At 65.0% G+C, this 23,963-nt stretch carries 22 protein-coding genes; 18 read left to right on the forward strand and 4 right to left on the reverse strand.

Going from position 1 to position 23,963, the window contains the following annotated elements:
* The 4 genes from ACGYK2_RS14030 to ACGYK2_RS14045 all read left to right on the forward strand — a co-directional run bounded on the left by ACGYK2_RS14030 (position 1) and on the right by ACGYK2_RS14045 (position 2,796).
* Positions 1 to 330, forward strand: coding sequence for a hypothetical protein (locus ACGYK2_RS14030; RefSeq protein WP_271689037.1), 330 nt, complete (start codon positions 1 to 3; stop codon positions 328 to 330).
* Positions 331 to 380: 50 nt separating this feature from the next.
* Positions 381 to 1,682: a histidinol dehydrogenase gene (gene hisD / locus ACGYK2_RS14035; RefSeq protein ID WP_271689038.1), complete on the forward strand. Its 1,302-nt coding sequence runs from the start codon at positions 381 to 383 to the stop codon at positions 1,680 to 1,682.
* Between the two features lie 148 nt (positions 1,683 to 1,830).
* A complete protein-coding gene (locus ACGYK2_RS14040) occupies positions 1,831 to 2,334 on the forward strand; it encodes a UPF0262 family protein (protein ID WP_269451601.1) in 504 nt (167 codons plus the stop codon).
* On the forward strand, positions 2,335 to 2,796 hold the full coding sequence (locus tag ACGYK2_RS14045) for a low molecular weight phosphatase family protein (RefSeq protein ID WP_271689039.1): 462 nt from the start codon (positions 2,335 to 2,337) through the stop codon (positions 2,794 to 2,796). It begins immediately after the preceding gene.
* Positions 2,797 to 2,800: 4 nt separating this feature from the next.
* Here ACGYK2_RS14045 and ACGYK2_RS14050 read toward each other — a convergent pair whose 3' ends face one another.
* Positions 2,801 to 3,163: a hypothetical protein gene (locus tag ACGYK2_RS14050; protein ID WP_271689040.1), complete on the reverse strand. Its 363-nt coding sequence runs from the start codon at positions 3,161 to 3,163 to the stop codon at positions 2,801 to 2,803.
* A gap of 214 nt (positions 3,164 to 3,377) precedes the next feature.
* On the opposite strand from ACGYK2_RS14050, the gene lepA reads away from it, so the two are divergent.
* Positions 3,378 to 5,180 (forward strand): translation elongation factor 4, encoded by a 1,803-nt coding sequence (gene lepA, locus ACGYK2_RS14055; protein WP_067266602.1) that lies wholly within the window; start codon positions 3,378 to 3,380, stop codon positions 5,178 to 5,180.
* A 147-nt stretch (positions 5,181 to 5,327) separates the two neighbouring features.
* Here the strand turns inward: lepA and ACGYK2_RS14060 are convergent, their stop codons facing one another.
* Entirely contained in the window at positions 5,328 to 5,795 is a 468-nt protein-coding gene (locus tag ACGYK2_RS14060; RefSeq protein ID WP_271689041.1) for a transposase, read from the reverse strand.
* A 147-nt stretch (positions 5,796 to 5,942) separates the two neighbouring features.
* On the opposite strand from ACGYK2_RS14060, the gene ACGYK2_RS14065 reads away from it, so the two are divergent.
* From ACGYK2_RS14065 to ACGYK2_RS14125, 13 genes are all read left to right on the forward strand, one after another.
* On the forward strand, positions 5,943 to 6,773 hold the full coding sequence (locus tag ACGYK2_RS14065) for a 3-keto-5-aminohexanoate cleavage protein (RefSeq protein ID WP_271689042.1): 831 nt from the start codon (positions 5,943 to 5,945) through the stop codon (positions 6,771 to 6,773).
* Between the two features lie 80 nt (positions 6,774 to 6,853).
* Entirely contained in the window at positions 6,854 to 7,624 is a 771-nt protein-coding gene (locus ACGYK2_RS14070) for an MBL fold metallo-hydrolase (RefSeq protein WP_271689043.1), read from the forward strand.
* Positions 7,625 to 7,891: 267 nt separating this feature from the next.
* On the forward strand, positions 7,892 to 8,947 hold the full coding sequence (locus ACGYK2_RS14075) for a C4-dicarboxylate TRAP transporter substrate-binding protein (RefSeq protein WP_271689044.1): 1,056 nt from the start codon (positions 7,892 to 7,894) through the stop codon (positions 8,945 to 8,947).
* Between the two features lie 26 nt (positions 8,948 to 8,973).
* Positions 8,974 to 9,507 (forward strand): TRAP transporter small permease, encoded by a 534-nt coding sequence (locus tag ACGYK2_RS14080; RefSeq protein ID WP_067267049.1) that lies wholly within the window; start codon positions 8,974 to 8,976, stop codon positions 9,505 to 9,507.
* Positions 9,507 to 10,847 (forward strand): TRAP transporter large permease, encoded by a 1,341-nt coding sequence (locus ACGYK2_RS14085; RefSeq protein ID WP_067267050.1) that lies wholly within the window; start codon positions 9,507 to 9,509, stop codon positions 10,845 to 10,847. The genes ACGYK2_RS14080 and ACGYK2_RS14085 overlap by 1 nt, the downstream gene beginning before the upstream one ends.
* On the forward strand, positions 10,844 to 11,632 hold the full coding sequence (locus tag ACGYK2_RS14090; RefSeq protein ID WP_271689045.1) for an IclR family transcriptional regulator: 789 nt from the start codon (positions 10,844 to 10,846) through the stop codon (positions 11,630 to 11,632). The genes ACGYK2_RS14085 and ACGYK2_RS14090 overlap by 4 nt, the downstream gene beginning before the upstream one ends.
* Before the next feature lie 19 nt (positions 11,633 to 11,651).
* Entirely contained in the window at positions 11,652 to 13,748 is a 2,097-nt protein-coding gene (locus ACGYK2_RS14095) for a 3-hydroxyacyl-CoA dehydrogenase NAD-binding domain-containing protein (RefSeq protein ID WP_271689046.1), read from the forward strand.
* Positions 13,745 to 14,920 carry an acetyl-CoA C-acyltransferase gene (locus ACGYK2_RS14100; protein ID WP_271689047.1) on the forward strand — a complete coding sequence of 392 codons (1,176 nt, stop codon included), beginning with the start codon at positions 13,745 to 13,747 and terminating at the stop codon, positions 14,918 to 14,920. The genes ACGYK2_RS14095 and ACGYK2_RS14100 overlap by 4 nt, the downstream gene beginning before the upstream one ends.
* Before the next feature lie 11 nt (positions 14,921 to 14,931).
* The gene (locus tag ACGYK2_RS14105) at positions 14,932 to 16,131 is read left to right on the forward strand and encodes an acyl-CoA dehydrogenase family protein (protein WP_271689048.1); all 1,200 of its coding nucleotides are present in this window, start codon (positions 14,932 to 14,934) and stop codon (positions 16,129 to 16,131) included.
* Positions 16,128 to 17,261, forward strand: coding sequence for an acyl-CoA dehydrogenase family protein (locus ACGYK2_RS14110; RefSeq protein ID WP_271689049.1), 1,134 nt, complete (start codon positions 16,128 to 16,130; stop codon positions 17,259 to 17,261). Before ACGYK2_RS14105 ends, ACGYK2_RS14110 begins: the two co-directional genes overlap by 4 nt.
* Positions 17,242 to 17,649, forward strand: coding sequence for a PaaI family thioesterase (locus tag ACGYK2_RS14115; protein ID WP_271689050.1), 408 nt, complete (start codon positions 17,242 to 17,244; stop codon positions 17,647 to 17,649). Before ACGYK2_RS14110 ends, ACGYK2_RS14115 begins: the two co-directional genes overlap by 20 nt.
* Positions 17,646 to 18,413, forward strand: a complete 768-nt coding sequence (locus ACGYK2_RS14120; RefSeq protein ID WP_271689051.1) for an oxepin-CoA hydrolase, alternative type — start codon at positions 17,646 to 17,648, stop codon at positions 18,411 to 18,413. The genes ACGYK2_RS14115 and ACGYK2_RS14120 overlap by 4 nt, the downstream gene beginning before the upstream one ends.
* A gap of 53 nt (positions 18,414 to 18,466) precedes the next feature.
* A complete protein-coding gene (locus ACGYK2_RS14125; protein ID WP_271689052.1) occupies positions 18,467 to 19,966 on the forward strand; it encodes a class I adenylate-forming enzyme family protein in 1,500 nt (499 codons plus the stop codon).
* 33 nt (positions 19,967 to 19,999) lie between these two features.
* Here ACGYK2_RS14125 and rpe read toward each other — a convergent pair whose 3' ends face one another.
* Both rpe and ACGYK2_RS14135 read right to left on the reverse strand, forming a co-directional pair.
* A complete protein-coding gene (rpe, locus tag ACGYK2_RS14130) occupies positions 20,000 to 20,689 on the reverse strand; it encodes a ribulose-phosphate 3-epimerase (RefSeq protein WP_271689053.1) in 690 nt (229 codons plus the stop codon).
* Positions 20,690 to 20,754: 65 nt separating this feature from the next.
* The gene (locus ACGYK2_RS14135) at positions 20,755 to 23,961 is read right to left on the reverse strand and encodes a 4Fe-4S double cluster binding domain-containing protein (RefSeq protein WP_271689055.1); all 3,207 of its coding nucleotides are present in this window, start codon (positions 23,959 to 23,961) and stop codon (positions 20,755 to 20,757) included.
* Between the last annotated feature and the right edge of the window lie 2 nt (positions 23,962 to 23,963).

Below are 23,963 nucleotides of genomic sequence, written 5' to 3' on the forward strand. Positions count from 1 at the left end.
ATGCCTGAACTGAAACAGAATAGATTTACCCGGGGCCGGATCACCGCGCTGCTGACCGAAGTGTCCGGTTGGGCGCTGATCCTCTTGGGCTGCGTCTTGGGCGCGGTGCAACTCATCGCGTCGCTCTCGGTCGCGACCTTGGTGGTGCCGCTCGCGCTGGTCTCTGGCGGTCTCTCCGCCATTTTGGTGGCGCAGGTGGCGCGTGCGATTTTCGACAATGCCCAAGACACCCGCGCCATGCGACTGGCGCAGCGCTCCGCCCCCGCTGCCACCTCTAAAACCGCGGGCCTGCGGGCCGAGCCCAGCCTGCGCCGCCCGCAGGCGTCTTAACTTTTTCGGGCCAGCCCTGCGCGGCGGCCCCTCTACGAAAGCTTGAACCCATGCCCGTCACGCTCGATGCCTCCGCCGCCGATTTCGAAGCGGCCTTTGACAAACTGCTGAACGCCAAGCGCGAGGACAGCCCCGATGTCGATGCCGTGGTGGCCGAGATCATCGCCGATGTGCGCGCCCGTGGCGATGCCGCCGTGATCGACCTGTCGCAGAAATTCGACCGCGTGACCCTGACCGCCGAAACCCTGCGCATCCGCGCGGAAGAGGTCGACGCCGCCGTGGCCGAAGTCTCTCCCGAAGACCGCAAGGCGCTGGAACTCGCCGCCGACCGCATCCGCGCCTATCACGCCCGGCAATTGCCCGAGGATGCGGAATGGACCGACCCCGATGGCGCCACGCTGGGCTGGCGCTGGACGCCGGTTTCCGCCGCGGGCCTCTATGTGCCCGGCGGATTGGCGAGCTACCCGTCCTCGGTGTTGATGAACGCGGTCCCGGCCAAAGTGGCGGGAGTGGCCCGTCTGGCCATGGTCGTACCGACGCCCGATGGCGTGCTGAACCCGCTTGTACTGCTGGCCGCCCGCATCGCCGGGGTGGATGAGATTTACCGCATCGGCGGCGCGCAGGCCGTGGCGGCGCTGGCCTATGGCACCGAAACGATCCCCCCGGTGGACAAGATCACCGGCCCCGGCAACGCTTTCGTCGCCGCCGCCAAACGCCGCGTTTTCGGCAAGGTCGGCATCGACATGATCGCGGGGCCATCCGAGATCCTTGTCATCGCTGATGGAGAGAACGATCCAGATTTCATCGCCCTTGATCTGCTCAGCCAAGCCGAACATGACGAGAGCGCGCAGAGCATTCTGATCACCACCGACCCTGCCTTTGCCCGCGCGGTGGAAGAGGCGGTTGAGAAACGTCTGCTCACCCTCGAACGCCGCGCCATCGCGGGCGCAAGCTGGCGCGACAATGGGGCGATCATCACCGTGCCGGACCTCGACGCCGCCGCCGCCCTCAGCAACCGCATCGCGCCGGAGCACCTTGAGCTTTGCGTGGCGGACCCGAAGGCGCTGTCGGACAAGATCACCCACGCCGGGGCGATCTTCCTTGGCCAATGGACGCCCGAGGCGATCGGCGATTACGTCGGCGGGCCGAACCACGTGCTGCCCACGGCGCGCTCGGCGCGTTTCTCCTCTGGCCTGTCTGTGCTGGATTTCATGAAGCGGACGACCCTGGCGCAGATGTCGCCCGAGGCGCTCAAGGCCATCGGCCCCGCGGCAGAGCGGCTGGCCCAGTCCGAAAGTCTTGAGGCGCATGGCCTGTCGGTCACCGCGCGTCTGCGCAAACTCAACGACTAGGGCAGGGGCAGCGCTGCCCCCGCCTGCGCGCTCTCGGTGTTGCCGATGCTTCTGACGTATCGTCAAATGCGCTGGCGGGGCGCAATCGCGGGCGCGCGTGTTCTCGCGCATTGCCCCCTCCCCACCGCTGCGCTATCCACGAAAGGGTATCGCCAGCAAAAAGGATGCGCCGATGACCCGCATCACCCATATCGCGCTTGATGACGCGAACATGCCGCCGCCCACGCCCGAGATCGATCAGGAGCGCAAGGTGGCCATGTTCGACCTGCTGGAAGAGAACAGTTTCATCCTGCCCGAACGCGAAAAGGGGCCGGTGCCCGAAGGGCCTTACCATCTGTCGCTCTCGATCCGCGACAAACGGCTGGTCTTTGACGTGCAGACCGAAGCGGCTGAAAAGGCAGCGGAATTTCACCTCTCCCTCGGCCCCTTCCGGCAGGTGGTGAAGGATTACTTCCAAATCTGCGAAAGCTATTTCGAAGCGGTCAAGAAGCTGCCCCCCAGCCAGATCGAGACGATCGACATGGCCCGGCGCGGCATCCACAACGAAGGCTCCCGCGTGCTGCAAGAGCGGCTCTCGGGCAAGGCTGAGATCGACACCGACACCGCCCGGCGGCTATTTACCCTGATTTGCGTTCTGCATTTCGGCGGATAAATGACGCAGCCGCTGCCTCAATCCGTTCTCTTCTGCTGCGATCACAACGCCGTCCGCTCCCCCATGGCCGAGGGGTTGATGAAGAAGTTCTACGGCACCGGCACCTATGTCCAATCCGTCGGCGTCAAGAACGATACGGAGATTGACGGCTTCTCCATCGCCGTCTGCAGAGAGTTGGATGTGGAACTCGACCGCCACCGCAGCCGCAGTTTCGACGAGATGGAGGAATGGGGCGACGATCTGGGGTCATTTGACCTTGTGATCGCGCTTAGCCCTGCCAGCCAGCGCCGGGCGCTGGAACTGACGCGGTTCTATCATCTCGACGTGGAATATTGGCCGATCCTTGACCCCACGGGGCTGGGCGAGGGGCGCGAGGCCAAGCTCACGCAGTTTCGCGCCGCCCGCGATCAAATCGTCGGACGGCTGATTAACCGTTTTGGCCAACCGCTCAGCCAAGACTGAGCAATCAGGTGTTGGAACAGGCCGCCGCGGCGCTTTGGCCAAAGGCTTTCCATGTGCTCCAGAAAGCATTGTCGCTTTTGTTGTCGGATTGGCGCATTTCCTGCAAACGGTGCGGGTCGCGGAAAATCTTGGCGCCTTGGCGCTGGTCCGAGCGCGACAGCGTCTGATCCGCCACCGCCTGCACACAGCCGCAGCGTGCATGACTGGAGCCGCGGCGCCCATCGGCCAGACAGGCCTTTTGGATCGGCCCCGTGGCGAAAAGAACCGGTGTGGGGGAGAAACGTCCGACGGCGGCATCGCTGGAATAACGTGTGCCGCCACAACCCGCCAAGATGGCGAGCGCCATCAAACTTGCAACTGTCCGCATTGATTTGCCCTATTGTTCTGGACCATGGGGTTTTCCCCTTGTCGGCCCGGTCTGCTCTGCCCGTCACTATGCCGCAAAACGGGGCTTCGCGCAATTCTCCTTTGGGGGGCTGCGCCCTTCGACCCGCGATAAAGCGCCGTGACGTGCGGGCAGGGGGCATGGGCGCGTTCATGGCCAATTGACGCAGGCGCGGCTCTGCGCCATATCCCCTTGCATGACACCGCTTGAAAACATCCGCAACTTCTCCATCGTGGCGCATATCGACCACGGCAAATCCACGCTGGCCGACCGGTTGATCCAACTCACCGGCACGGTCGCCGAACGCGACATGCAAAGCCAGCTTCTGGACAACATGGATATCGAGCGGGAGCGGGGCATCACCATCAAGGCGAACACCGTCCGCATCGAATACCCGGCCAAGGACGGCAAGACCTATGTGTTGAATCTGATCGACACGCCCGGACACGTCGATTTTGCCTATGAGGTCGCGCGCTCCATGCAGGCGGTCGAGGGCTCGCTGCTTGTCGTGGACGCCACGCAGGGTGTCGAGGCGCAGACGCTGGCCAATGTCTATACCGCCATCGACGCGGATCATGAGATCGTGCCGGTGCTGAACAAGGTCGACCTGCCCGCCTCCGACCCCGACCGCGTGCGCGAGCAGATCGAGGATGTGATCGGCATCGACGCCTCCGAGGCCTGCCTGATCTCGGCCAAAACCGGCGTCGGCATCCCGGACGTTCTGGAAGCCATCGTCAACAAGCTGCCCGCGCCCACGGGCGGCGACCCCGACGCGCCGCTCAAGGCGATGCTGGTAGACAGTAAATACGACCAATACCTTGGCGTCATTTGTATCGTGCGCATCGTGGAGGGCACCCTGAAGAAGGGCGACCGCATCCGCATGATGAAAACCGGCGGCACTTATGATGTGGACGACGTGGGGGTCTACCGGCCCAAGATGGTCGGCGTCGACAGTCTCGGCCCCGGCGAGATCGGCTATCTCAACGCCTCGATCAAACAGGTCCGCGACACCCGCGTCGGCGACACGATCACCCATGAGAAACGCAAATGCGAAACCGCGCTGCCGGGCTTCAAACCCTCGGTGCCGGTGGTCTTCTGCGGCCTCTTCCCGGTTGACGCTAATGATTTCGAGGACATGCGCGAGGCGATCGAGAAACTCGCCCTGAACGACGCCTCCTTCACCTATGAGATGGAGACTTCCGCCGCGCTTGGCTTCGGCTTCCGCTGCGGCTTCCTTGGCCTTTTGCACCTTGAGGTGATCCGCGACCGGCTTGAGCGCGAGTATGACATCGACCTCATCACCACCGCGCCTTCGGTGATCTACCACGTCCACATGAAGGACGGGGAGATGCAGGAGCTGCACAACCCCGCCGACATGCCCGACATGACGCTGGTCGATCACATGGAGGAGCCGCGGATCAAGGCCACGATCCTCGTGCCCGACGACTACCTCGGCGACGTGCTGAAGCTCTGCCAAGACCGCCGCGGCATTCAGGAAGACCTGACCTATGCCGGCTCCCGCGCCATGGTGGTCTATGACCTGCCGCTCAATGAGGTGGTGTTTGATTTCTACGACCGGCTGAAGTCGGTCACCAAGGGCTACGCCAGCTTCGACTACCAGATGATCGGCTACCGGCAGGACAATCTGGTCAAGATGCAGATCCTCGTGAACGACGAGCCGGTGGATGCGCTCTCAACCATGGTGCACCGCGACCGCGCCGAGATGCGCGGCCGGGCGATGGTTGAAAAGCTGAAAGACCTGATCCCGCGCCACATGTTTAAGATCCCGATCCAGGCGGCCATCGGCGGCAAGGTGATCGCGCGCGAGACGCTCTCGGCGATGCGCAAGGACGTGACGGCGAAGTGTTATGGCGGCGACGCCACGCGGAAGAAGAAGCTGCTGGAGAAGCAGAAGGCCGGTAAGAAGAAGATGCGCCAGTTCGGGAAAGTGGATATCCCGCAGGAAGCGTTTATTTCGGCGCTGAAGATGGACAGCTGAGGCTGTCCATTTTTCGGTGCGCGGCCCCCAAAACCACCCGTAGGGTGCGTGCTCCGCACGCACCTTTCAAACCATGTCACCGCCCGCAAAGAACACCGTCAACGCCCGCGCCGCCTCGCATACAAAGGTGCGTGGGGACCACGCACCCTACGGGGCCGCATTTCGGTGGATGGACGACAGAGGCCAATCTTCCGGGTTTTCGACGTACCCGTGCTTGACGGGATTGTTCCAACAATAGCCGACATGCGCGTCGAAGTCGCGTCGATCCCGAATGTGGTGCTCCCAGAAGCGGCGCTGCCAAAGGCCGCGTTCGCCGCGCCTGTCATGGCTCGACCGCGTTGCGCCTTTTGGCAAGACCCTTGAAAACCGCGCCTTGATCAATCGCCAGCGCAGCGAGTAATCGCAGTCGCCGGGAGGCAGGGTCCAAACGCAATGTAGATGATCCGGCAGCACCACGAAGGCGTCGATCCGGAACGGCCGTTCTGCCTTGGTTTGGCGTATCGCAGTGCGCAGAAAATCTACATGCCGGACCAGAATGTCCGACAGGCGGTCGGCTAAGTTGACGGTGGAGAAGATGGTCGCACCGGCGATGCGGGGACGGCGATAGGAGGACATCCGTGGAGGTTGCTGCGAGGTGGTAAAGGAATGGTAAACCTCGTGCCAAACCCCTGGGGATTTGGCTGCGCCTGAACCTTCCCAACCAGTGTACACCGCCCCCGCCATATGCGACCTTCTGCACCAAACACTACAGGACCCCCACCCATGACCACCCCCTGCATCCTCTGCGTCGCCATCACCGGCTCCGTCCCCACCAAGGCCGCCAACCCCGCCGTGCCGATCTCGATCGCCGAGCAGGTCGAGTCGACTCATGCGGCCTTCGAGGCCGGGGCCTCCATCTGCCACGCCCATGTGCGCAACGATGATGAAACTCCGTCCTCCGATCCCGAAAAATTCGCGCGACTGATGGAAGGCGTGCAAAAACATTGCCCCGGCATGATCATCCAGTTCTCCACCGGCGGGCGTTCGGGCGCGGGGCGGGAGCGGGGCGGGATGCTCTCGCTCAGGCCCGACATGGCCTCGCTCTCGGTCGGGTCCAACAACTTCCCGACGCGGGTTTACGAGAACCCGCCGGAATTGGTCGATTGGCTGGCCTCGGAGATGAAAGCCCATGAGATCAAGCCCGAGATCGAAGCCTTCGATCTCAGCCACATCCACAAGGCCGCCGAGATGAACCGTGACGGGCGCATCCCCGGCCAGCTCTATGTGCAATTCGTCATGGGCGTGAAAAACGCCATGCCGGTGGACCGTGAGACCTTTGATTTCTACATCCAGACGCTGAACCGCCTTGCGCCCAATGCGCAGTGGTGTGCCGCCGGGATCGGGCCGAACCAGATCGTGCTGAACGAATGGGCCATTGCGGCGGGTGGGCACACGCGGGCCGGGCTGGAGGACAACGTGCGGCTGGACCGCGAGACGCTGGCGCCCTCCAACGCGGCGCTGATCCAGCGCGCGGCGGATCTCTGCGCGAAATATGAGCGCCCCGTCGCCACGGCTGCACAAGCGCGTGAGATTCTCGGCCTGCGCCCCTCATAGGCTTGCCGCGAAACGGGTGCCGCGTTGAAATGCGGGGCGGGGCCGCTATGTCCCGTTCCAGCAACCAACAGGAGCCTGAAATGTCCCAGACCCGCCGCCATTTCCTTGCCACCTCCGCCGCTGCCGCTGGCGTCGTGACCCTGCTGCCCTTCGCCGCCCGCGCCGCCACGCAGAGCGGTGATACCTTCGACACCGACGCAGGGCCGATCACCGTGCACCCCGTCGATCACGCCTCCATCGTGTTGGAGACGCCAAAGGGCGTGATCTATGTCGATCCGGTAGGCGAGCCCGCGCAATACAGCGATTTCCCGGCGGCGGACCTAATCCTCATCACCCATGAGCACGGCGATCACTACAACACCGATACGCTTGCCGCGCTGGCGGGCGATGACGTGCAGATCATCACCAACCCCGCCGTTTTCGACATGCTGCCCGAAGCGCTTGCCGCCAAGGCCAACAAGATCGCCAATGGCGAGAATACCGAGTTCAACGGCCTGCCGATCAACGCGATCCCGGCCTATAACACCACCGAAGAGCGCAAGAAGTTCCACCCAGAGGGGCGCGACAACGGCTATATCCTCGGCTTCGACGGCTTCCGCGTCTATATCTCGGGCGATACCGAAGACACGCCCGAGATGCGCGGGCTGACCGATATCTCGCTGGCTTTCGTCTGCATGAACCTGCCCTTCACCATGGATTCCAACGCCGCCGCCTCGGCGGTGGCCGAGTTCAAGCCCGCTTACGTTTACCCCTATCACTTCCGGGGCAAAGACGGCGGCACCCAAGACCCGCAAGAGTTCGCCAAACGCGTCGGCACCGATGTCGAGGTCAAATTCGGCGACTGGTATTAAAATTCGGCGGCCACGTCCTAAGCGGGCGTGGCCGCCTTCTATACGGGCCGTTCGATCCGAACAGCCGATTCCGGGGTCTGGTGGGGCTGTTCCACGCCTGCACCAACCTTCGGGAAATTTTCCCTTAACAAATTCAATAGCCTAACCGATCCTCCTGCCGATGGCCGAAGTTTCGCTTGATCGCCTTCGGTCCGCGGACTAGCGTGACCTGCGACAAATGCGAAACAACGGTTCGCATTGCGAAACAAGTCTCTGGGAGGAGCCGACATGACAATTTTCAAACACCTGAGCTGCGCCGCAGCTCTGGCGCTGGCTGGTGGCGCGGTAAGCGCTGAGACCGTGTTGATTCATGGGGAAGCCGGGCCGAACCGCGGTGCGCGCGCGCAGGCATTGCAGTGGTTCGCCGATCAGGTCGCCGAACGGTCCGACGGCGATATGCGCCTCGACATCCAGTGGGGCGGGGCGCTGTTCAAAGCCAATGCCGCCGTGCAATCGCTGGCCGATGGCGTGGCCGACACCGGCTCGGTCATCGCGGTTTACTACCCGCAAGAGATGGCGGGCTACGGCATCGCCGACCTGCCGGTGAACAACCCCGACGCTTGGGTCGGCATGCGCGCCACCGATGAGCTGATGCGCAGCAACGAAGCCATTCAAGAAGACCTCGCCGACAAGAACCTCGTCTACATCGGCACTTGGACCACCTCTCAGGTGAACATCGGCTGCAAGGGCGGCGCGATCAAATCCGTCGACGATATCTCGGGCAAGAAGGTCCGCGGCGTCGGCGCCTATGGCAAGGTCTTCGGCGAGCAGGGCGCGAATATGGTCAACATGTCGATCTACGACGCCTACCAAGGGCTCGACACCGGTCTGATCGACTGTTCGCAGGGCTACAGCTATGCCGTCGCGGCGCTGAAGCAGGCCGAGGTGATGGACAGCTATACGATCCTCGATTGGGGTCAGGTCGGCGGCCTTGGCATCTTTATGAACAAGGACATGCACGACAGCCTGACGGAAGAGCAGCAGGAAACGCTGGCCGAGGTTGGCGCGGACATGGCCGATGAATTCGGTCGTCTGATCACCACCGCCAACGAAAAGGCCATCGCCTCCATGAAAGAGCAGGGCGTCGAAGTCATCACCCTGCCCGAAGAAGACCGCGCGAAACTGGTCAAGGCCGGTGAGAAGTTCCTTGACGAATGGGTGCAAACGGCAAGCTCCGCCGGTCTGCCCGGTGAGGAACTGCTCGAAGAGTATAAGGCGCTCATCGCCAAATACACCGAAGAGCGTGACGCCAACGGCTACCCATGGGACGCCGCTGGTAACTGATCGCTGACACTGGGGAGGGGCAGCATATGTTGGTAAATCTGGAGAAAATCCTGTTGGGACTGGGGGCCTTGGCGGTGATCGCCTTGGGGGTGTTGATCACCTCCAACGTGATCGCCCGCGCGCTCTTTGCCAGTCAGGTGCCCGATAGCGTGACCATGGTGCGAGAGCTCATGGTCGCCGCCATCCTGCTGCCCCTCGCCGCCGCCACCGCGGCCCGTGCGCATGTCTCGGTCGCCTTCGTGACCGACCGTTTTCCCGAACGCGCGCGTTCGGTGCTGATCGTGGCAGGCTCTGCCATCGGGATGCTGGCGCTGGCGCCGCTGATCTATTCCGGCGGGCGCGAATTCCTCTCCGTGGTGGAGAAGGGGAGCTTTTTCTATGGCGACCTGAACCTGCCCAAGTGGCCGGGGCGGTTGTTGTTCCTGATCGGGATGATCGCCACTTTCTTGCGGCTGGCCGAGCTGACATGGCGCGACGGGCGCACGGTGCTTGCAGGCGGCGTCGTCTCGGATGAGCAACATCATGCGGCTGACCTTATGGTTGAAGAGGACCTGCGCTAATGGATGCTTCGACCATCGGAATGATCGCCTTTGCCGCGGTACTGATCATGTTGGCCCTGCGGGTGCCGATCGCCTTCACGCTGGCCTCGGTCGCGACCGTCGCCACCTTCTTTATCTTCGCCTTCCGCACCGGGACTTTCATGCCCGAGCGCGCGATCAAGGCGACCACCTCGATGGTGTTCTCGAACTCCTTCGACCTTATCCATTCCTACGATCTGTCAATGATCCCGCTCTTCGTGGCGCTTGGACATATCGCTTACCGCGCGGATATCACGACGAAAATCTACCACGCCGCCAAGGTCTGGCTGACCAAGCTGCCGGGTGGGGTCGCCATGGCCTCTGTCATGGGCTGCGGCGGGTTTTCCGCGATCACCGGCTCGTCCATCGCCTGCGCCTCGACCATGGGCAAGATCTGCACGCCCGAGATGCTGCGCATGGGCTATGACCCGCGCCTCGCCACCGCCTCGGTCGCGGCGGGGGGCACGCTGGGCTCGCTCATTCCGCCTTCGGTGCTCTTCATCATCTACGGCATCTTCACCGAGACCTCGATCTCCTCGCTCTTCCTCGCCGGTGTTCTGCCGGGGCTGCTGACGCTGATGGGCTTCGTGCTGGTCATCGCCGTTTGGGTCTGGCGCGATCCATCGGTCGCCCCCTCGACCGACCAGCGCTACAGCGCGGGGGAGCGTTGGACCGCAGCGCTCGAAAGCTGGCCCGCGCTGCTGCTCTTCGTGCTCATCATCGGCGGCATCTACGGCGGCATCTTCACCGCGACCGAGGCCGCAGCTGTCTGCGTCGTCTCGGCCACGCTGATCGGTTTTGCGCAGAAGAAGCTCGACTGGGCGGGCCTCTGGGCTGCGGTGAAAGAGACCTGCGTGCAGACCTCCGCCATCTTCCTCATCGCCGCCTCGGCCAAGATCTTCGTGGCCTTCGTCGCGCTGACTGGCGTCGCTGGCACCATCGTGGGCTTCGTCTCTGACGCGCAGATGTCGCTGGTGGTCCTGATGCTCTGCATCGCGCTGATCTACCTGCTTTTGGGCATGTTCCTTGATCCCATCGGCATCATGGTGCTGACTCTGCCGCTGATGATCCCGCTGGTAGAAAGCTATGACCTGAACCTCATCTGGTTCGGCGTCGTGGTCATCAAGCTGTTGGAGATCGGCCTGATCACCCCGCCGGTGGGTCTGAACGTCTTCGTCATCGCCAACGTGGTGGGGCGTGAAGCGCCGATCGACAAAATCTTTGCCGGGATCACGCGCTTTCTCAGCGTCGACGTGATCGTGCTGATCCTGATCATGTCCTTCCCGATGATCTCGCTCCTGATCCCGATGGCGGCGCGATGAACCAGGCGGCTTCCGATACCGTCACGGACCGCAAGTTCGCCAATACGCTAGCGCGGGGGCTTGGCATTCTGCGGGCCTTTCGCGCCAGCGACAGCGGGCTGAGCCACGCCCAGATTGCCGAGCGGACGGGGCTGCCGAAACCCACGGTGTCGCGGCTGACCTATACGCTTTGCGAGTTGGGGTATCTGGCCCATGGCGGGCGCAACGACAAGTTTCGACTTGGGCCTGCGGCGATTGCGCTCGGCTCCGTCGCCTCTGTCGCGGTGAGCTTCGTGGATATGGCGTCGGATGCGATGCAGGAACTGGCGGATGAGACCCGCACGCTGGCGTTGATCGCCGTGCGCGATGGCGACCGGATGATGCTGGTACGCACTTGGCGGCCGCGCACGGCCTCGACGATCTGGCTGGAGCCGGGGCACCGCATTCCGGTCTATGGCTCCTCCTCGGGTCTGGCCACGCTGGCCAGCCTTGACGAAGACCGTTTCGAAGCGTTGGAACCCGACGACCGGCTGCGCGATTTCCGCCGTGAGGGCTATGAGCAACTGCTGGCGCAGGGCTTCGTGCTGGCCCCGCCCGACACCCGCTATGCCCGCAATGTAAACGCGGTCAGCGTGCCCTATTACGCCGGTGAGTTCGGAGAGCCGGTGTCCTTTAGCTGCGGTGCGCTGCCGGCGGACTTGCCCGACGACCGCATTCTGTCACAAGTGGGGCCAGCCCTGCGTGACGTGGTCAGCGGCATCGAACAACGCACCGGACGGGCACCCGCCCTGTCACGGCGCGGATAAAGAACAAGGAGACATCATCATGACCGACAAGATCGCCTATTCCCGCCATGACGACATCGTCGTGCTGCGCATCCAGAACCCGCCCGTCAACGCGCTGAGCCAAGCCGTACGCCAAGGGCTGGCCGATGGCATGGACCGCGCCGAGGCCGAGGACGGCGTGCGCGCCGTGATGATCGTGGGCGAGGGCCGCGCCTTCATCGCGGGGGCCGATATCACCGAGTTCGGCAAGCCGCCGATGGAGCCGCATCTGCCCAACCTGTGCAACCGGATCGAAGCCTCGCCGCTGCTGGTCGTCGCCTCCATGCATGGCGTGAGCCTTGGTGGCGGTCTCGAGGTCGCGCTCTCGGCGCATTACCGCATTGCCCAGCCTTCGGCGCGTGTCGGTTTGCCCGAAGTACACCTTGGCCTGATCCCCGGCGCAGGCGGCACCCAACGTCTGCCGCGCCTCATCGGCGTGGAACCCGCCCTCGATGCGATCACCACGGGCCGCCACATCAAGGCACCGCAGGCGCTGGAAATGGGCATCGTCGACCGCGTGGAAGAGGGCGATCCGCAGGAAGTGGGGCTCGCCTATGTCCGTGAATTGCTCGACAGCGGGGCCGAGCGCCGTCCGATCTGCGACATGCCCGCGCCTGCACCCATCGACTGGGATGCAGCCTATGAGGCGACGCTGAAAAAGGGGCGTGGCCAGATTTCCCCCGCTGAGGCGGTGCGTGCCGTGCAGGCGGGCGTCGAGAAACCCTTCGAGGAGGGCATGAAGGCCGAGCGCCGCATCTTCTCGGAACTGATGAACACCGACCAGCGCCAGGGCATGATCCACGCGTTCTTCTCCGAGCGGGCGGTCAGCAACCTGCCGGAACTCAGGGGCGTCGAGCCGCGGGAGTTGAAAGCCATCGGTGTGATTGGCGGCGGTACCATGGGTGCAGGCATCGCCACGGCGGCGCTGCTTTCGGGTTTCTCGGTCGTGCTGATCGAGATGAAGGACGAGGCCGCCAAGGCCGCGCATGACCGTATCTCCGGCAACCTGCAGGGCGCGTTGAAGCGCGGCAAGATCGATCAGGCGAAGTTCGATCACCTGACCGGCGAGGCGCTCACGGTCTCCACCGAGTATGACAGCCTCAAGGACGTCGATCTGGTGGTCGAAGCGGTCTTCGAAGACATGGACGTCAAAAAGCAGGTCTTCGGCAAGCTCGACGCGGTCTGCAAACCGGGCTGCGTGCTGGCCTCCAACACCTCCTATCTGGACGTGAACGAGATCGCCGCCAGCACCAAGCGCCCCGAGGACGTGATCGGGCTGCACTTCTTCTCGCCCGCGCATGTGATGAAACTGCTCGAGGTCGTCGTCGCCGACAAGACCGCGAAAGATGTGGTCGCCACGGGCTTTGCGCTCGGCAAGGCACTGGGCAAGGTCTCTGTCCGCGCAGGTGTCTGCGACGGCTTCATCGGCAACCGCATCCTCGCCACCTACCGCACGGCGGCGGACCACATGGTACTCGACGGGGCAAGCCCCTACAAGATCGACGCAGCGCTTGAGAAATTCGGCTTCGCCATGGGCCCCTTCGCCGTGGCCGACCTCGCCGGTCTCGACATCGGCTGGGCTACGCGCAAGCGCAAGGCCGCGACGCGCCACCCCGAGGAGCGGGTACCGACCTATATCGACCGCCTGTGTGAACAGGGCCACTTCGGCCAGAAGACCGGGCAGGGCTATTACATCTACGAAAAGGGCAAACGCGGCGGCACGCCGAACCCTGAAATCACCCGTCTGATCGAAGAAGAGCAGAAGGAGCGCGGCATCACCCCGCGCGACTTCACCGACGCCGAGATCGTGCGCCGCTACATGTGCGCCATGGTCAACGAGGCTGCCAAGGTGCTGGAAGAGGGCATCGCTCAACGCCCGCTCGACATCGATATGACGCTGCTCTTCGGCTACGGTTTCCCGCGCTACTGGGGCGGCCCGATGAAATGGGCCGACATCCAAGGCCTGCCCAATGTGCTGGCCGCAATCGAAGGTTTCGCCGAGCAGGACCCGTGGTTCTGGAAGCCCGCGCCCCTGCTGGCCGAATTGGTCAAGACCAACCGCACTTTTGATGATCTGAACAAGGAAGCTGCCAAATGAAACAGGCCGTTATTGTCTCCGCCGCCCGCACCGGGTTGGCCAAATCCTTCCGCGGGTCATTCAACATGACCCATGGGGCCACCATGGGCGGCCATGTCGTCGCCGAAGCCGTGAAACGCGCGGGCGTCGACCCGTCGGCCATTGAGGACGTGATGATCGGCTGCGGCTACCCCGAAGGCGCCACGGGCTCGAACATCGCGCGCCAGATCGCCCTGCGTGCGGGCCTGCCGGTGACCGCTTCGGGCGTCACCGTGAACCGCTTCTGCTCCTCGGGTCTGCAAACCGTGGCCATGGCCGCCAACGCGATCTGCATGGAAGGCGCGGGCCCGATGGTCGCGGGCGGGGTCGAGAGCATCTCGATGGTCCAGCCCGATGCCAAATCCGTAAAGGAAGCCTGGCTGAAGGAGCACAAGCCCGAGGTCTACATGGCGATGATCGACACTGCCGACATCGTGGCCAAACGCTATAACATCTCCCGCGAGGATCAGGACGCCTACGGTCTGCGCAGCCAGCAACTCATTGCCAAGGCGCAGGAGGCCGGTCTCTTCGACGATGAGATCGTGCCGATGCAGACCACCATGGGCGTGCAGGACAAGGAAACCAAGGAGATCTCCACCCGCGAGGTCACCGTGGACCGCGACGAATGCAACCGCCCCACCACCACGATGGAGGGGCTTGCGGGCCTCACCCCGGTGCGCGGCGAGGGGGCCTTCATCACCGCCGGCAACGCCAGCCAACTGTCGGATGGCGCCGCCGCATTGGTGCTGATGGACAGCAAAGAGGCGGAGCAGCAGGGGCTAGAGGCCATGGGCGCCTTCCGCGGCTTCGCCGTCGCGGGCTGCGAGCCCGACGAGATGGGCATCGGCCCGGTCTTTGCCGTGCCGCGCCTCTTGGAACGCCACGGCCTCAGCGTCGACGACATCGACATCTGGGAGTTGAACGAGGCTTTCGCGAGCCAAGCGCTTTACTGCCGCGACCGTCTGGGCATCGACCCGGACAAGTGCAACGTGAACGGCGGCTCCATCGCTATCGGTCACCCCTTCGGCATGACCGGGGCGCGGATGACCGGCCACATCCTGCGCGAAGGCCACCGCCGCGGCGCGAAACTGGGCGTCGTGACGATGTGCATCGGCGGCGGCATGGGGGCGGCTGGCCTCTTCGAAATTTACTAAAGGGGGCCGACATGGACCTGAGCTATACAGACGAAGAACGCGCCTTCCGCGAGGAGGTGCGTCAATTCCTCGCCGAGAAACTGCCCAAGGAACTCTCCGAAAAGGTGCGCCGTGGGCAGGAGCTGACCAAGGACGACCACGAACGCTGGCACGCGATCCTGAACGAGCAGGGCTGGCTTGCCACCAACTGGCCGAAAGAGTTCGGCGGGGCCGCGTGGAACGCCGTGCAGCGCCATATCTTCGAGGAAGAGGCCGCCGCGCACCACGCGCCGCGCATCGTGCCTTTTGGCCTGTCGATGCTGGCCCCGGTGCTGCAGAAATTCGGCTCGAAAGAGCAGCAGGACTACTGGCTGCCGCGGATTCTTTCGGGTGAGGACTGGTGGTGTCAGGGCTATTCCGAGCCGGGCGCCGGGTCCGACCTCGCCTCGCTGAAGACCACCGCGGTGAAGGACGGTGACCACTACATCGTCAACGGTCAGAAGACATGGACCACGCTGGGCCAGCACGCCAACATGATCTTCTGCCTCGTGCGGACGAACAAGGAGGTGAAGCAGCAAGAGGGCATCTCCTTCCTGCTGATCGACATGGAAACCCCCGGCATCACCGTGCGCCCGATCATCCTGCTGGATGGCGGCGCCGAGGTGAACGAGGTCTTCTTCGACAACGTGAAAGTGCCCGCCGAAAACCTCGTGGGCGAGGAGAACAAGGGCTGGACCTACGCCAAGTACCTTCTTACCCATGAGCGCACCAACATTGCGGGCGTGGGCTTCTCCCAAGCCGGTCTTCAGGCCGTCAAACGCATCGCCCGCTCCGAGATGGCCGGGGGCCGTCCGCTGATCGAGAACCCGCATTTCGCCGCCCGCGTGGCACAGGCCGAGATCGACCTGATGGCGATGGCGACGACCAACCTGCGGATCATCTCGAAAGCCGCCGCAGGGCAGGCGCCGGGCGTGGAAAGCTCCATGCTGAAGGTCAAAGGCACGATCATCCGGCAGGAGATCAACGATCTGGCGCGTCGCGCCGCCGGGGTCTACGCTATGCCCTTTGCCTCCGAAGCGGTGGCAGGCAGCAACGACGCGCTGCCCGATCCCAATGACGCGGGCCCCGTGGCCGCGCAATATTTCAACAACCGCAAGCTGTCGATCTTCGGCGGCTCCAACGAGATCCAGCGTGGGATCATCGCCAAGACCATGCTGGGAGGTGGCAAATGAATTTCGACCTGACCGAAGAACGCCAGATGTTGCAGGACAGCCTGCGGCGGTTCCTGCGCGACAAATACGACACCGAAACACGCAACCGCATCCTTGAAAGCGAGACCGGCTATTCGACCGAGATCTGGGAAGGTCTGGCCGAACTGGGCGTGATCGGTGCGCTCTTCACAGAAGAGCAGGGCGGTTTCGGCGGTGCCGGTTTCGACCTCGCCGTGGTTTTCGAGGAGTTGGGCCGCGCTGGCGTGGTCGAGCCGCTTCTGGACAGCGCCGTGCTGGCCGGCGGGCTGATCGCCGATCTCGGCACCGAAGAACAGCAAGAGCATATTGAGCAGCTGATCGGCGGCGCGCTGCAACTCGCCTTCGCCCATGGCGAACCGGGCAGCCGCTATGACCTCGAGCGCGTCACCACTTCGGCCACGCAAAACGGCGACCAGATCGTGCTCAGCGGTCGCAAGGCCGTGGTGGCGAATGCCGAGGCCGCCGACATGCTCGTCGTCTCCGCCCGCGAAAGCGGGGAGGCAGGGGACCGCGACGGCATCTCGCTGTTCCTCGTGCCCGCCGATGCCAAGGGGCTGACCGTGACCGGCTACGCGCTCTTGGCCGGTGGCCGCGCCGCCGAGGTAACGCTGGATGACGTGACCCTGCCGGAAAGCGCCCGTCTGGGCGCGGCGGGCAAGGCATTTGAGGCGATCGAGACCCGCACCGCCAAGGCCACCGCTGCGCTTTGTGCCGAGACACTCGGCGCGATGGAGACCGCCTGCACCCTCACGCGCGAATACCTCGGCACCCGCAAGCAGTTCGGCCGCCCGATCGGCAGCTTTCAGGCGCTGGCGCACCGCATGGCGGACCTGCTCATCGACCTCGAACAGGCGCGCTCGGCGGTGATCAACGCGGCGGGCCATCTGGAAGACGACCGCGCCAGCCGCGAGCGTCACGTCTCGGCGGCGAAGAACCTGATGGGCCGCGTTGGCCGTCTGGTCTCGGAGGACACGATCCAGATGCATGGCGGCATCGCCATGACGCAGGAGTACGAACTGGCGCATATCGCCAAGCGCATCACCATGGCGGACCACCGCTTTGGTGACGTCGACCATCATCTGGAGCGGTTCATTGCACTATCCGCCGCATGATGCACCGACCAGCGGGGTTCAGCAGCTGATCGGGTTTACCCCCGACCTGTCGAACCCCGATGGCAGCACCCGCGTGACGCTCGACCTCGGCCCGCAGCACCTGAATGTTTCGGGCGTGCTGCACGGCGGGCTGCATACGCTGATGCTTGACGTTGCCGCCGGTTTCGCCTGCGCGCGGCACTGCGCGATGAGCGGGCCTTTCGTGCCGATGCTGACGCTCTCGCTGACCACCGACTACATCGGCGCGGTCCGCGAGGGGCAGATTGTCGCCACGGGGCGCGTCACCGGCGGGGGCTTCAAGATTCTCTACGCCGAGGCGCAGTTGCACGATGCCGAAGGCCGCCTGCTGTCGCGCGCCACCGGCGTATTCAAGAGGGCCAAGACATGACTGCACGCGTCGAGGACCGGGGCGACCGGTTGATCGTCTGGAACGGCAACGCCGAAAAACGCGGCGCGCTCACGCCCGCGCTTTACGACGCGATTGCCGAGGCGATGCGACTGGCCGAGGAGCCGCGCATCCGCGCGGTGATCCTGACCTCCGAGGGGCGGTTCTTCTGCGCCGGGGGCGACCTCAACGTGCTCATCGAACGCCGCAAGCTGACCGAGGAGGTCCGCCGCGAGCGGGTCGATGCGCTGCATGATCTGGTGCGGTCGATCCGCGCCTGCCCGGTGCCCGTCCTCGCCGCCGTCGAAGGCGGTGCCGCGGGCGCGGGCCTGTCGCTGGCACTGGCCTGCGACATGATCGTGGCCTGCGAGGACGCGCAGTTCACCGCCGCCTACGTCAAGGCCGGGCTTGTGCCCGATGCGGGGCTGACGGCGTCACTCGCACGGCTCCTGCCGCGCCCCTTGGCGATGGAGATGTGCCTGCTGGGCCGCCCGGTCATGGCCATGCGCTTTGCCGAACTGGGCGCGGTGAACCGCATCTGCCCCAACGGTCGCGCGCTCGACGAGGCGCTGATGCTGGCCGACACGCTGGCCGCGGGCCCGCGCGCGGCGCAGGGCACGATCCGGGCCTTGGTCGGGCAGGCCTATGAGACCGACGAGGCCGCGCAGCTCGACGCCGAGCGCAACGCCATGGCCCGCGCCGCGGGCGGCGACGAAGCCGCCGAGGGCATCGCGGCCTTTTTGGAGAAACGAAAGCCCCGGTTCTAGCCGGGCGGCGGCTGCCGGAGGAGGGGGCCGCTATTAGGCAGGAGGAGACACCCATGAATGCCAGGGTACAGGATTTTCTAGCTGAGCAATTGGCGACCCGCCCAGAGGCACCAGCGCTGAGCGACGCCAGCGGCGCGGCTTGGAGCTTTGCCGATCTGGACCGCGCGCGTCGGGCTTTGGCGGCGGAGTTGCGGGCCGCGGGGGTGCAGGCGGGCGACCGCGTGCTGTTGATGGTGGAAAACTGCGTTTCCGCTGTGGCCGGGCTCTATGCCGCGTGGGAGTTGGACGCCGTGGCGATCCCCATCAACGCCCGCCAGAGCGAGGCCGAGGTCACCCGCATCATCAACCACGCCACCCCGGCGGCGGTTCTGCTGACCTGCGAGGTCTCGCCCGAGGCGGCGGCCCATGCAGCGCGGCTGGACGCACGCGAGATTGCGGGCGATTTCGGCAGCTTGCATCTGGCCACGCCACAGCCCAGCAGCCCGGATGCCGATCTGCATGACGTGGCGGTGTTGCTTTATACCACCGGCACCACGGGCGATCCCAAGGGCGTGATGCTGACCCATTCCAACCTGCGCTTCGGCGCCCGTGCCTCTGCCGATTTGCGGCAGATGGTGCCGGGGGATGTGGTCTATGGCGTCTTGCCGATGACCCATGTCTTCGGCCTCGTCTCGGTCCTGATGGCCGCCGTCAGCGCGGGCGCGAAGGTGCGGCAGGAGAGCCGCTTTTCCGCCGCGAAACTTCATGCTGCGACCCATGAGGACGTCACGATCCTGCCTGCGGTGCCGCAGATGCACGCGCTGGTCATGCAATACTCGCGCGAGCGCGGGATGCCGAAACTGGAAAGCCCGACCCTGCGCTATGTCTCCTCCGGCGGTGCGCCGCTCGACCCGGCGTGGAAGCGCAAGGCCGAGGCTTTCTACGAACTGCCCCTGCAAAACGGTTTCGGCATGACCGAGACCTGCTCGGGCGCCTCGGCCACGACCAATGCGCTTGGCTCCCCCGATACATCCGTCGGGCCGGTGACGCCGGGCACCGAGTGCAAGATCGACGACCAAGCCCCCGGCGGCAATGGCGCGGGAGAGGGCGAGGTGCTGGTGCGCGGCCCGCATGTGATGAAGGGCTATTACCGCAACCCGACCGAGACCGACAAAGCCATCGACGCCGAAGGCTGGCTGCACACCGGCGATTTGGGCAAGCTCGATGAGGAGGGGCGGCTGCACATCCTCGGACGCTCAAAAGAGTTGATCATCCACGGCGGTTTCAACGTCTACCCGCCCGAGGTGGAAGCCGCGTTGAACGATCACCCGCGCGTGGTGCAATCGGCGGTGGTCGGACGGCGGCGCGAGGGCGATGAAGAGGTGTTGGCCTTCGTGCAGGTCGCAGCGGGCGACCATGTCACGGCAGAGGAGTTGCGCGGTTTCGTCAAGGAACGGCTCACCGGCTACAAACGCCCCGCGCAGATCATCGTGGCGACCGATTTGCCCGCCGCACCCACGGGCAAGATCCTGAAGCACCGCTTGCTGACGGCCTTTGCCGATCAACTGGCGTGACAGGGCGGGGCGCAGAAGCGCCCCGCATCTCCATCAGACGTAGGTGCCTTCGGCAGCGGCGCGGATCGCGCGGATGTTCTCGCCGTAGGGTGCCGGATCGCTGACCGAGCCGCCCTTGAAGACGGCGGAACCCGCCACCAGCACATCGGCCCCGGCCTCGGCCACCAGCGGCGCGGTCTTGGGATCGACGCCGCCGTCGATCTCGATATGCACGGGCCGGTCGCCGATCATGCTGCGCAACTCGCGGATCTTGGCGGTCATGTCGATGAACTTCTGCCCGCCGAAACCGGGGTTCACGGTCATCACGCAGACCAGATCGACCATGTCGAGGATCTCGGCCACCGCGCTCGCCGGCGTGCCGGGGTTCAGCGCCACGCCCGCCTTGGCACCCGCGCCGCGGATCGCTTGCAGGGTGCGGTGGATATGGGGCGTGGCCTCCACATGGGCGGTAATGAAATCGGCGCCCGCCTTGGCGAAGGCTTCGATATAGGAGTCGACCGGGGCGATCATCAGATGCACGTCCATCACGCCCTTGATATGGGGCCGGATCGCCGCGCAGGTGGCGGGGCCGAAGGTGATGTTGGGCACGAAATGCCCGTCCATCACATCCACATGCACCCAGTCGGCGCCTTGGGCTTCGATGGCTTCGCATTCGGCGCCGAAATTGGCGAAATCGGCGGCGAGGATGGAGGGGGCGATCTTGATCGAACGGTCGAAAGTCATGGGGGCAGGCCTTTGTTACCAGGGTTGGCCCCTCATAGCGGCTGACCGCCCCCGGGGAAAGAGGGCTAGAGGTCGAGCTCCAGCACCCCGCCGGGCTGCGCTGCGCGGGACTGGCAGAGGATGATCGCCCCCTCGCGTTGCTTGGCCGAGAGCACGAAGTCGCGGTGCTCCACCTCGCCGCCGCGCAACCCGCATTTGCAGACGCCACAGATGCCGTCGGAGCATTTCAGGTCCACCGGCACCCCCGCCGCGATCAGCGCCTCGGCGGCGGTCTCCTCGGCCCCGACGTCGATCTCGCGGCCCGAGGAGAGCTTCAGCGTGAAGGGGTGGTTCTCGTAATCCGGCACCTCGGGGGTCGAGAAGTATTCAAGATGCCGCGCCTCTTCGGGGATGCCTGCGCCCTCGGCAGCGGCCATGACCGATTGCATATAGGCGTCCGCCCCGCAGGTGTAGACATGGGTGCCCTCGGGCGCGCGGGCCATGATCGCGGGCAGGTCGGCGCGGGTGTCCTCGGCGCTGATGTGCAGATGCACACGGTCGGCCCAAGCGGCCTGAGCGAGCTCCCCGGCAAAGGCTGCGGCCTCGCGGGTGGAGGCGGAGTAATGCAGGTCGAAAGGCCGCCCGAGCGCATGCAGCCGGTGGGCGAAGGCGATCATTGGCGTGATGCCGATGCCGCCGCCCATTAGCAGGCTGTGCGACGCGCCTTCGACCAGTTCGAAATGGTTCACCGGCTTGCCCACGAAGATGCGCCGCCCTTGGGTAAAGACTCGGTGCAACAGCGCCGAGCCGCCGCGGCCTTCGTCCTCGCGCAGCACCGCGATACGGTAGCGGCTACGGTCTTTGGGGTCGCCCAAGAGCGAATAGGGGCGCAGGTATTCCGGCGCCACCACGAGGTCGAGATGCGCGCCTGCGGTCCATGCGGGTAAACCGTGGCCTTCGGGATGGGCGATGTCGTAGAGCCGGGTAGTGGCGTTCAATTCCTCAACGGCGGTGATGCGCAGGTCGAGCACCGGCGTGTCGCTGCCGACCGCGTAAAGATGCAGGTGATCGGTCTCTCCGGCGGCGGTCTTGCGGCGATGTTCGTCGGCGCTGATCAGCGCGGCATGGGCCTTGATCCCGGCTTCGCGGTTCATCGGGTCGGGATAGGGCCAGGGATGCGGGGCCAGCGGGGCGGGGTAGACGGCCAGCGTCTGGTCCTCGAACTTGAGGTCCAGTTCCGGTTGCAGGTCGCGCGCGTTCACGGGTTGCGCGGGGGTATCGAACTGGCCCGACGGCTTGCGTTCGATGTCCCACCACCATTTCTTCACCGGGTTCAGACGTCCTTTGCCGACCTTGTCGTCGAGCTTGGCCAAGAGCGGTGCGGCGGCGGGGATGTTCGAGGCGGCCCAGCGGAAGGGCGCTTCGGCAAAGAGCCCTTCGAGGTTCCACGGGCAGGTCTTCATGCAGCGCCCGCACATGGCGCCGCCTTGGTTGGTGATCCGGTAGGTGGCGCATTTCTGGCTGTCGGATTTCCAAATCTCGTAGCCGTTGAACATCTTCTTCGGCCCCGCGGTGATCGCGCCGGAGGGGCATTCGCGGGCGCATTTGTTGCAGGCCTCGCAGAATTTCTGCAGGCCGAAGTCGATGGGCTTGTCGTGGGCGACGGGCAGGGTGGTGGTGACCACGCCGGATTTCAGCCGCGGGCCGAGGAAGGGGTTCAGGATCACCTCCCCGATGCGGCTGACCTCCCCCAAGCCCGCCAATAACAGAAGCGGCGGTTGCAGCACGTCGCCGTCCATCACCGTATGGGCCTTGGCGGCATGGCCGAGGTTGCGCAGGTGCTGCGCCAGCACGCCACCGAGCATCGAGAACCGCAGATAGGCGCGCATGGATTGCGACACGGCGATCCAATCGTCGCCCGAGGAGCCTTCCATCGTGTCATACCCCTGGTCGATGATCAGGCTCAGCGCCTGGTCATGCGGCGGGGTGATCGGGGTGCCGGTGGCATCGTGGCTGTACCATGTCCAGTCCGGGCAGGCCGAGAGGCCCGCGGCATCGGCGCCGAGGAAATAGCTCGCCGCCTTGAGGTTCGCCGCATTGCGGGCGGCATCCCCGGCCTCGGGGGCGCCTTCGTTCACCGGCCCGTCCTGCAGCAGGATCAGCGCGCCCAGCAGGCGGCGTTGCGCGGCGGAGGGGGCGGATTTGATCACGTGATGCCCGCCCTTCATGGCGTTTTGCACCTTCGGCCCCATGTCGCCGAACTGCCCGCGCGCAAAAAGGTCACCGCGTTTCGGCACACGCGGGACATTGGCGGCGTCGATATAGGTCGTGGGCTCCTCGACCCTCTTCAACGTCTCGAAAGGATGCGGCCCCATGGCATAATCGCGCCGGGCGTAAGGGTCGACGTCGCGGGCGCTGACGCCGCCGTGGGTGCCCAACTGCCAATGCGGCCCCTTCAGCACCGACCACGGCTGTTCGGCCAGCGGGGCGAGCGGCATGTCGGGCGCGAGGGCCATGTCGGTCGTCACCACCGCGAGGCCGAAGCGCGGGCCGATCCATGGCGCTTGCAGGCTGCCGTCCTCCATCACAGCCAGCCCCGCCGCCACGGCCAGTTGGCCGAGGTTCACGTCGGAGGTGGTGGCCGAATGCACCTTGGCCGCAAAGCCCAGTTGCCGGATGTATTCGGCAAGCACGGTGGCGTTCTCGGTGCCGCGCAGGCAGGCGCGCTCGGCTTGCGCGTCCATGATCCAGTCGCTGCCCGGCTCGCCCGCGCGCGGGTCGCGGGGGTAGGCGGTGAGGATCACCAGCGCATGACTGTGGCCGTCGATCGGGGTTTCTGGCGCATCCACGGCGTCGCGCAGGTTGGCCATGATCACATCGACGCCCGCGGCCAGCGTCTTGGTCTGTCGGCTGCGCAGACCTTCGGCCAATTGGGCGGTGCCTTGGCTGCGGCGCGGGTGGGGCAGCCGCGCCTCGCGCGGCAGGGCGCAGACGCCCATCATCGAGGCATCGTTGTAATAGCCAAAGGATTTCAGATGGTTGGCCCGCTCCTGCGGGCTGTCGGGGATCACCGCGCCCGCCCTGTTGACCGGCCCGTCGCGCAGCACGTCCATCATCGCCTGAAAGGGGGCCATGGCGTTGCAGATGCTCTGCGGCGTCTCGGGCCGCTCGAACCGCAGTTCCGGCTCGGGCGTCTTGGGCAGCCGGTCATGCGGTGCCTGTAACCGGCGCAGCCGTTCCAGCGGAAAGGGGCCGAGATGCATGGGGCGGGTCTTGGACGAAAAGAGCTTCATGG

The sequence above is a fragment of the Sulfitobacter sp. 1A10359 genome (assembly GCF_043558145.1).
In the GTDB taxonomy this organism is placed as follows: Bacteria; Pseudomonadota; Alphaproteobacteria; order Rhodobacterales; family Rhodobacteraceae; genus Sulfitobacter; species Sulfitobacter faviae.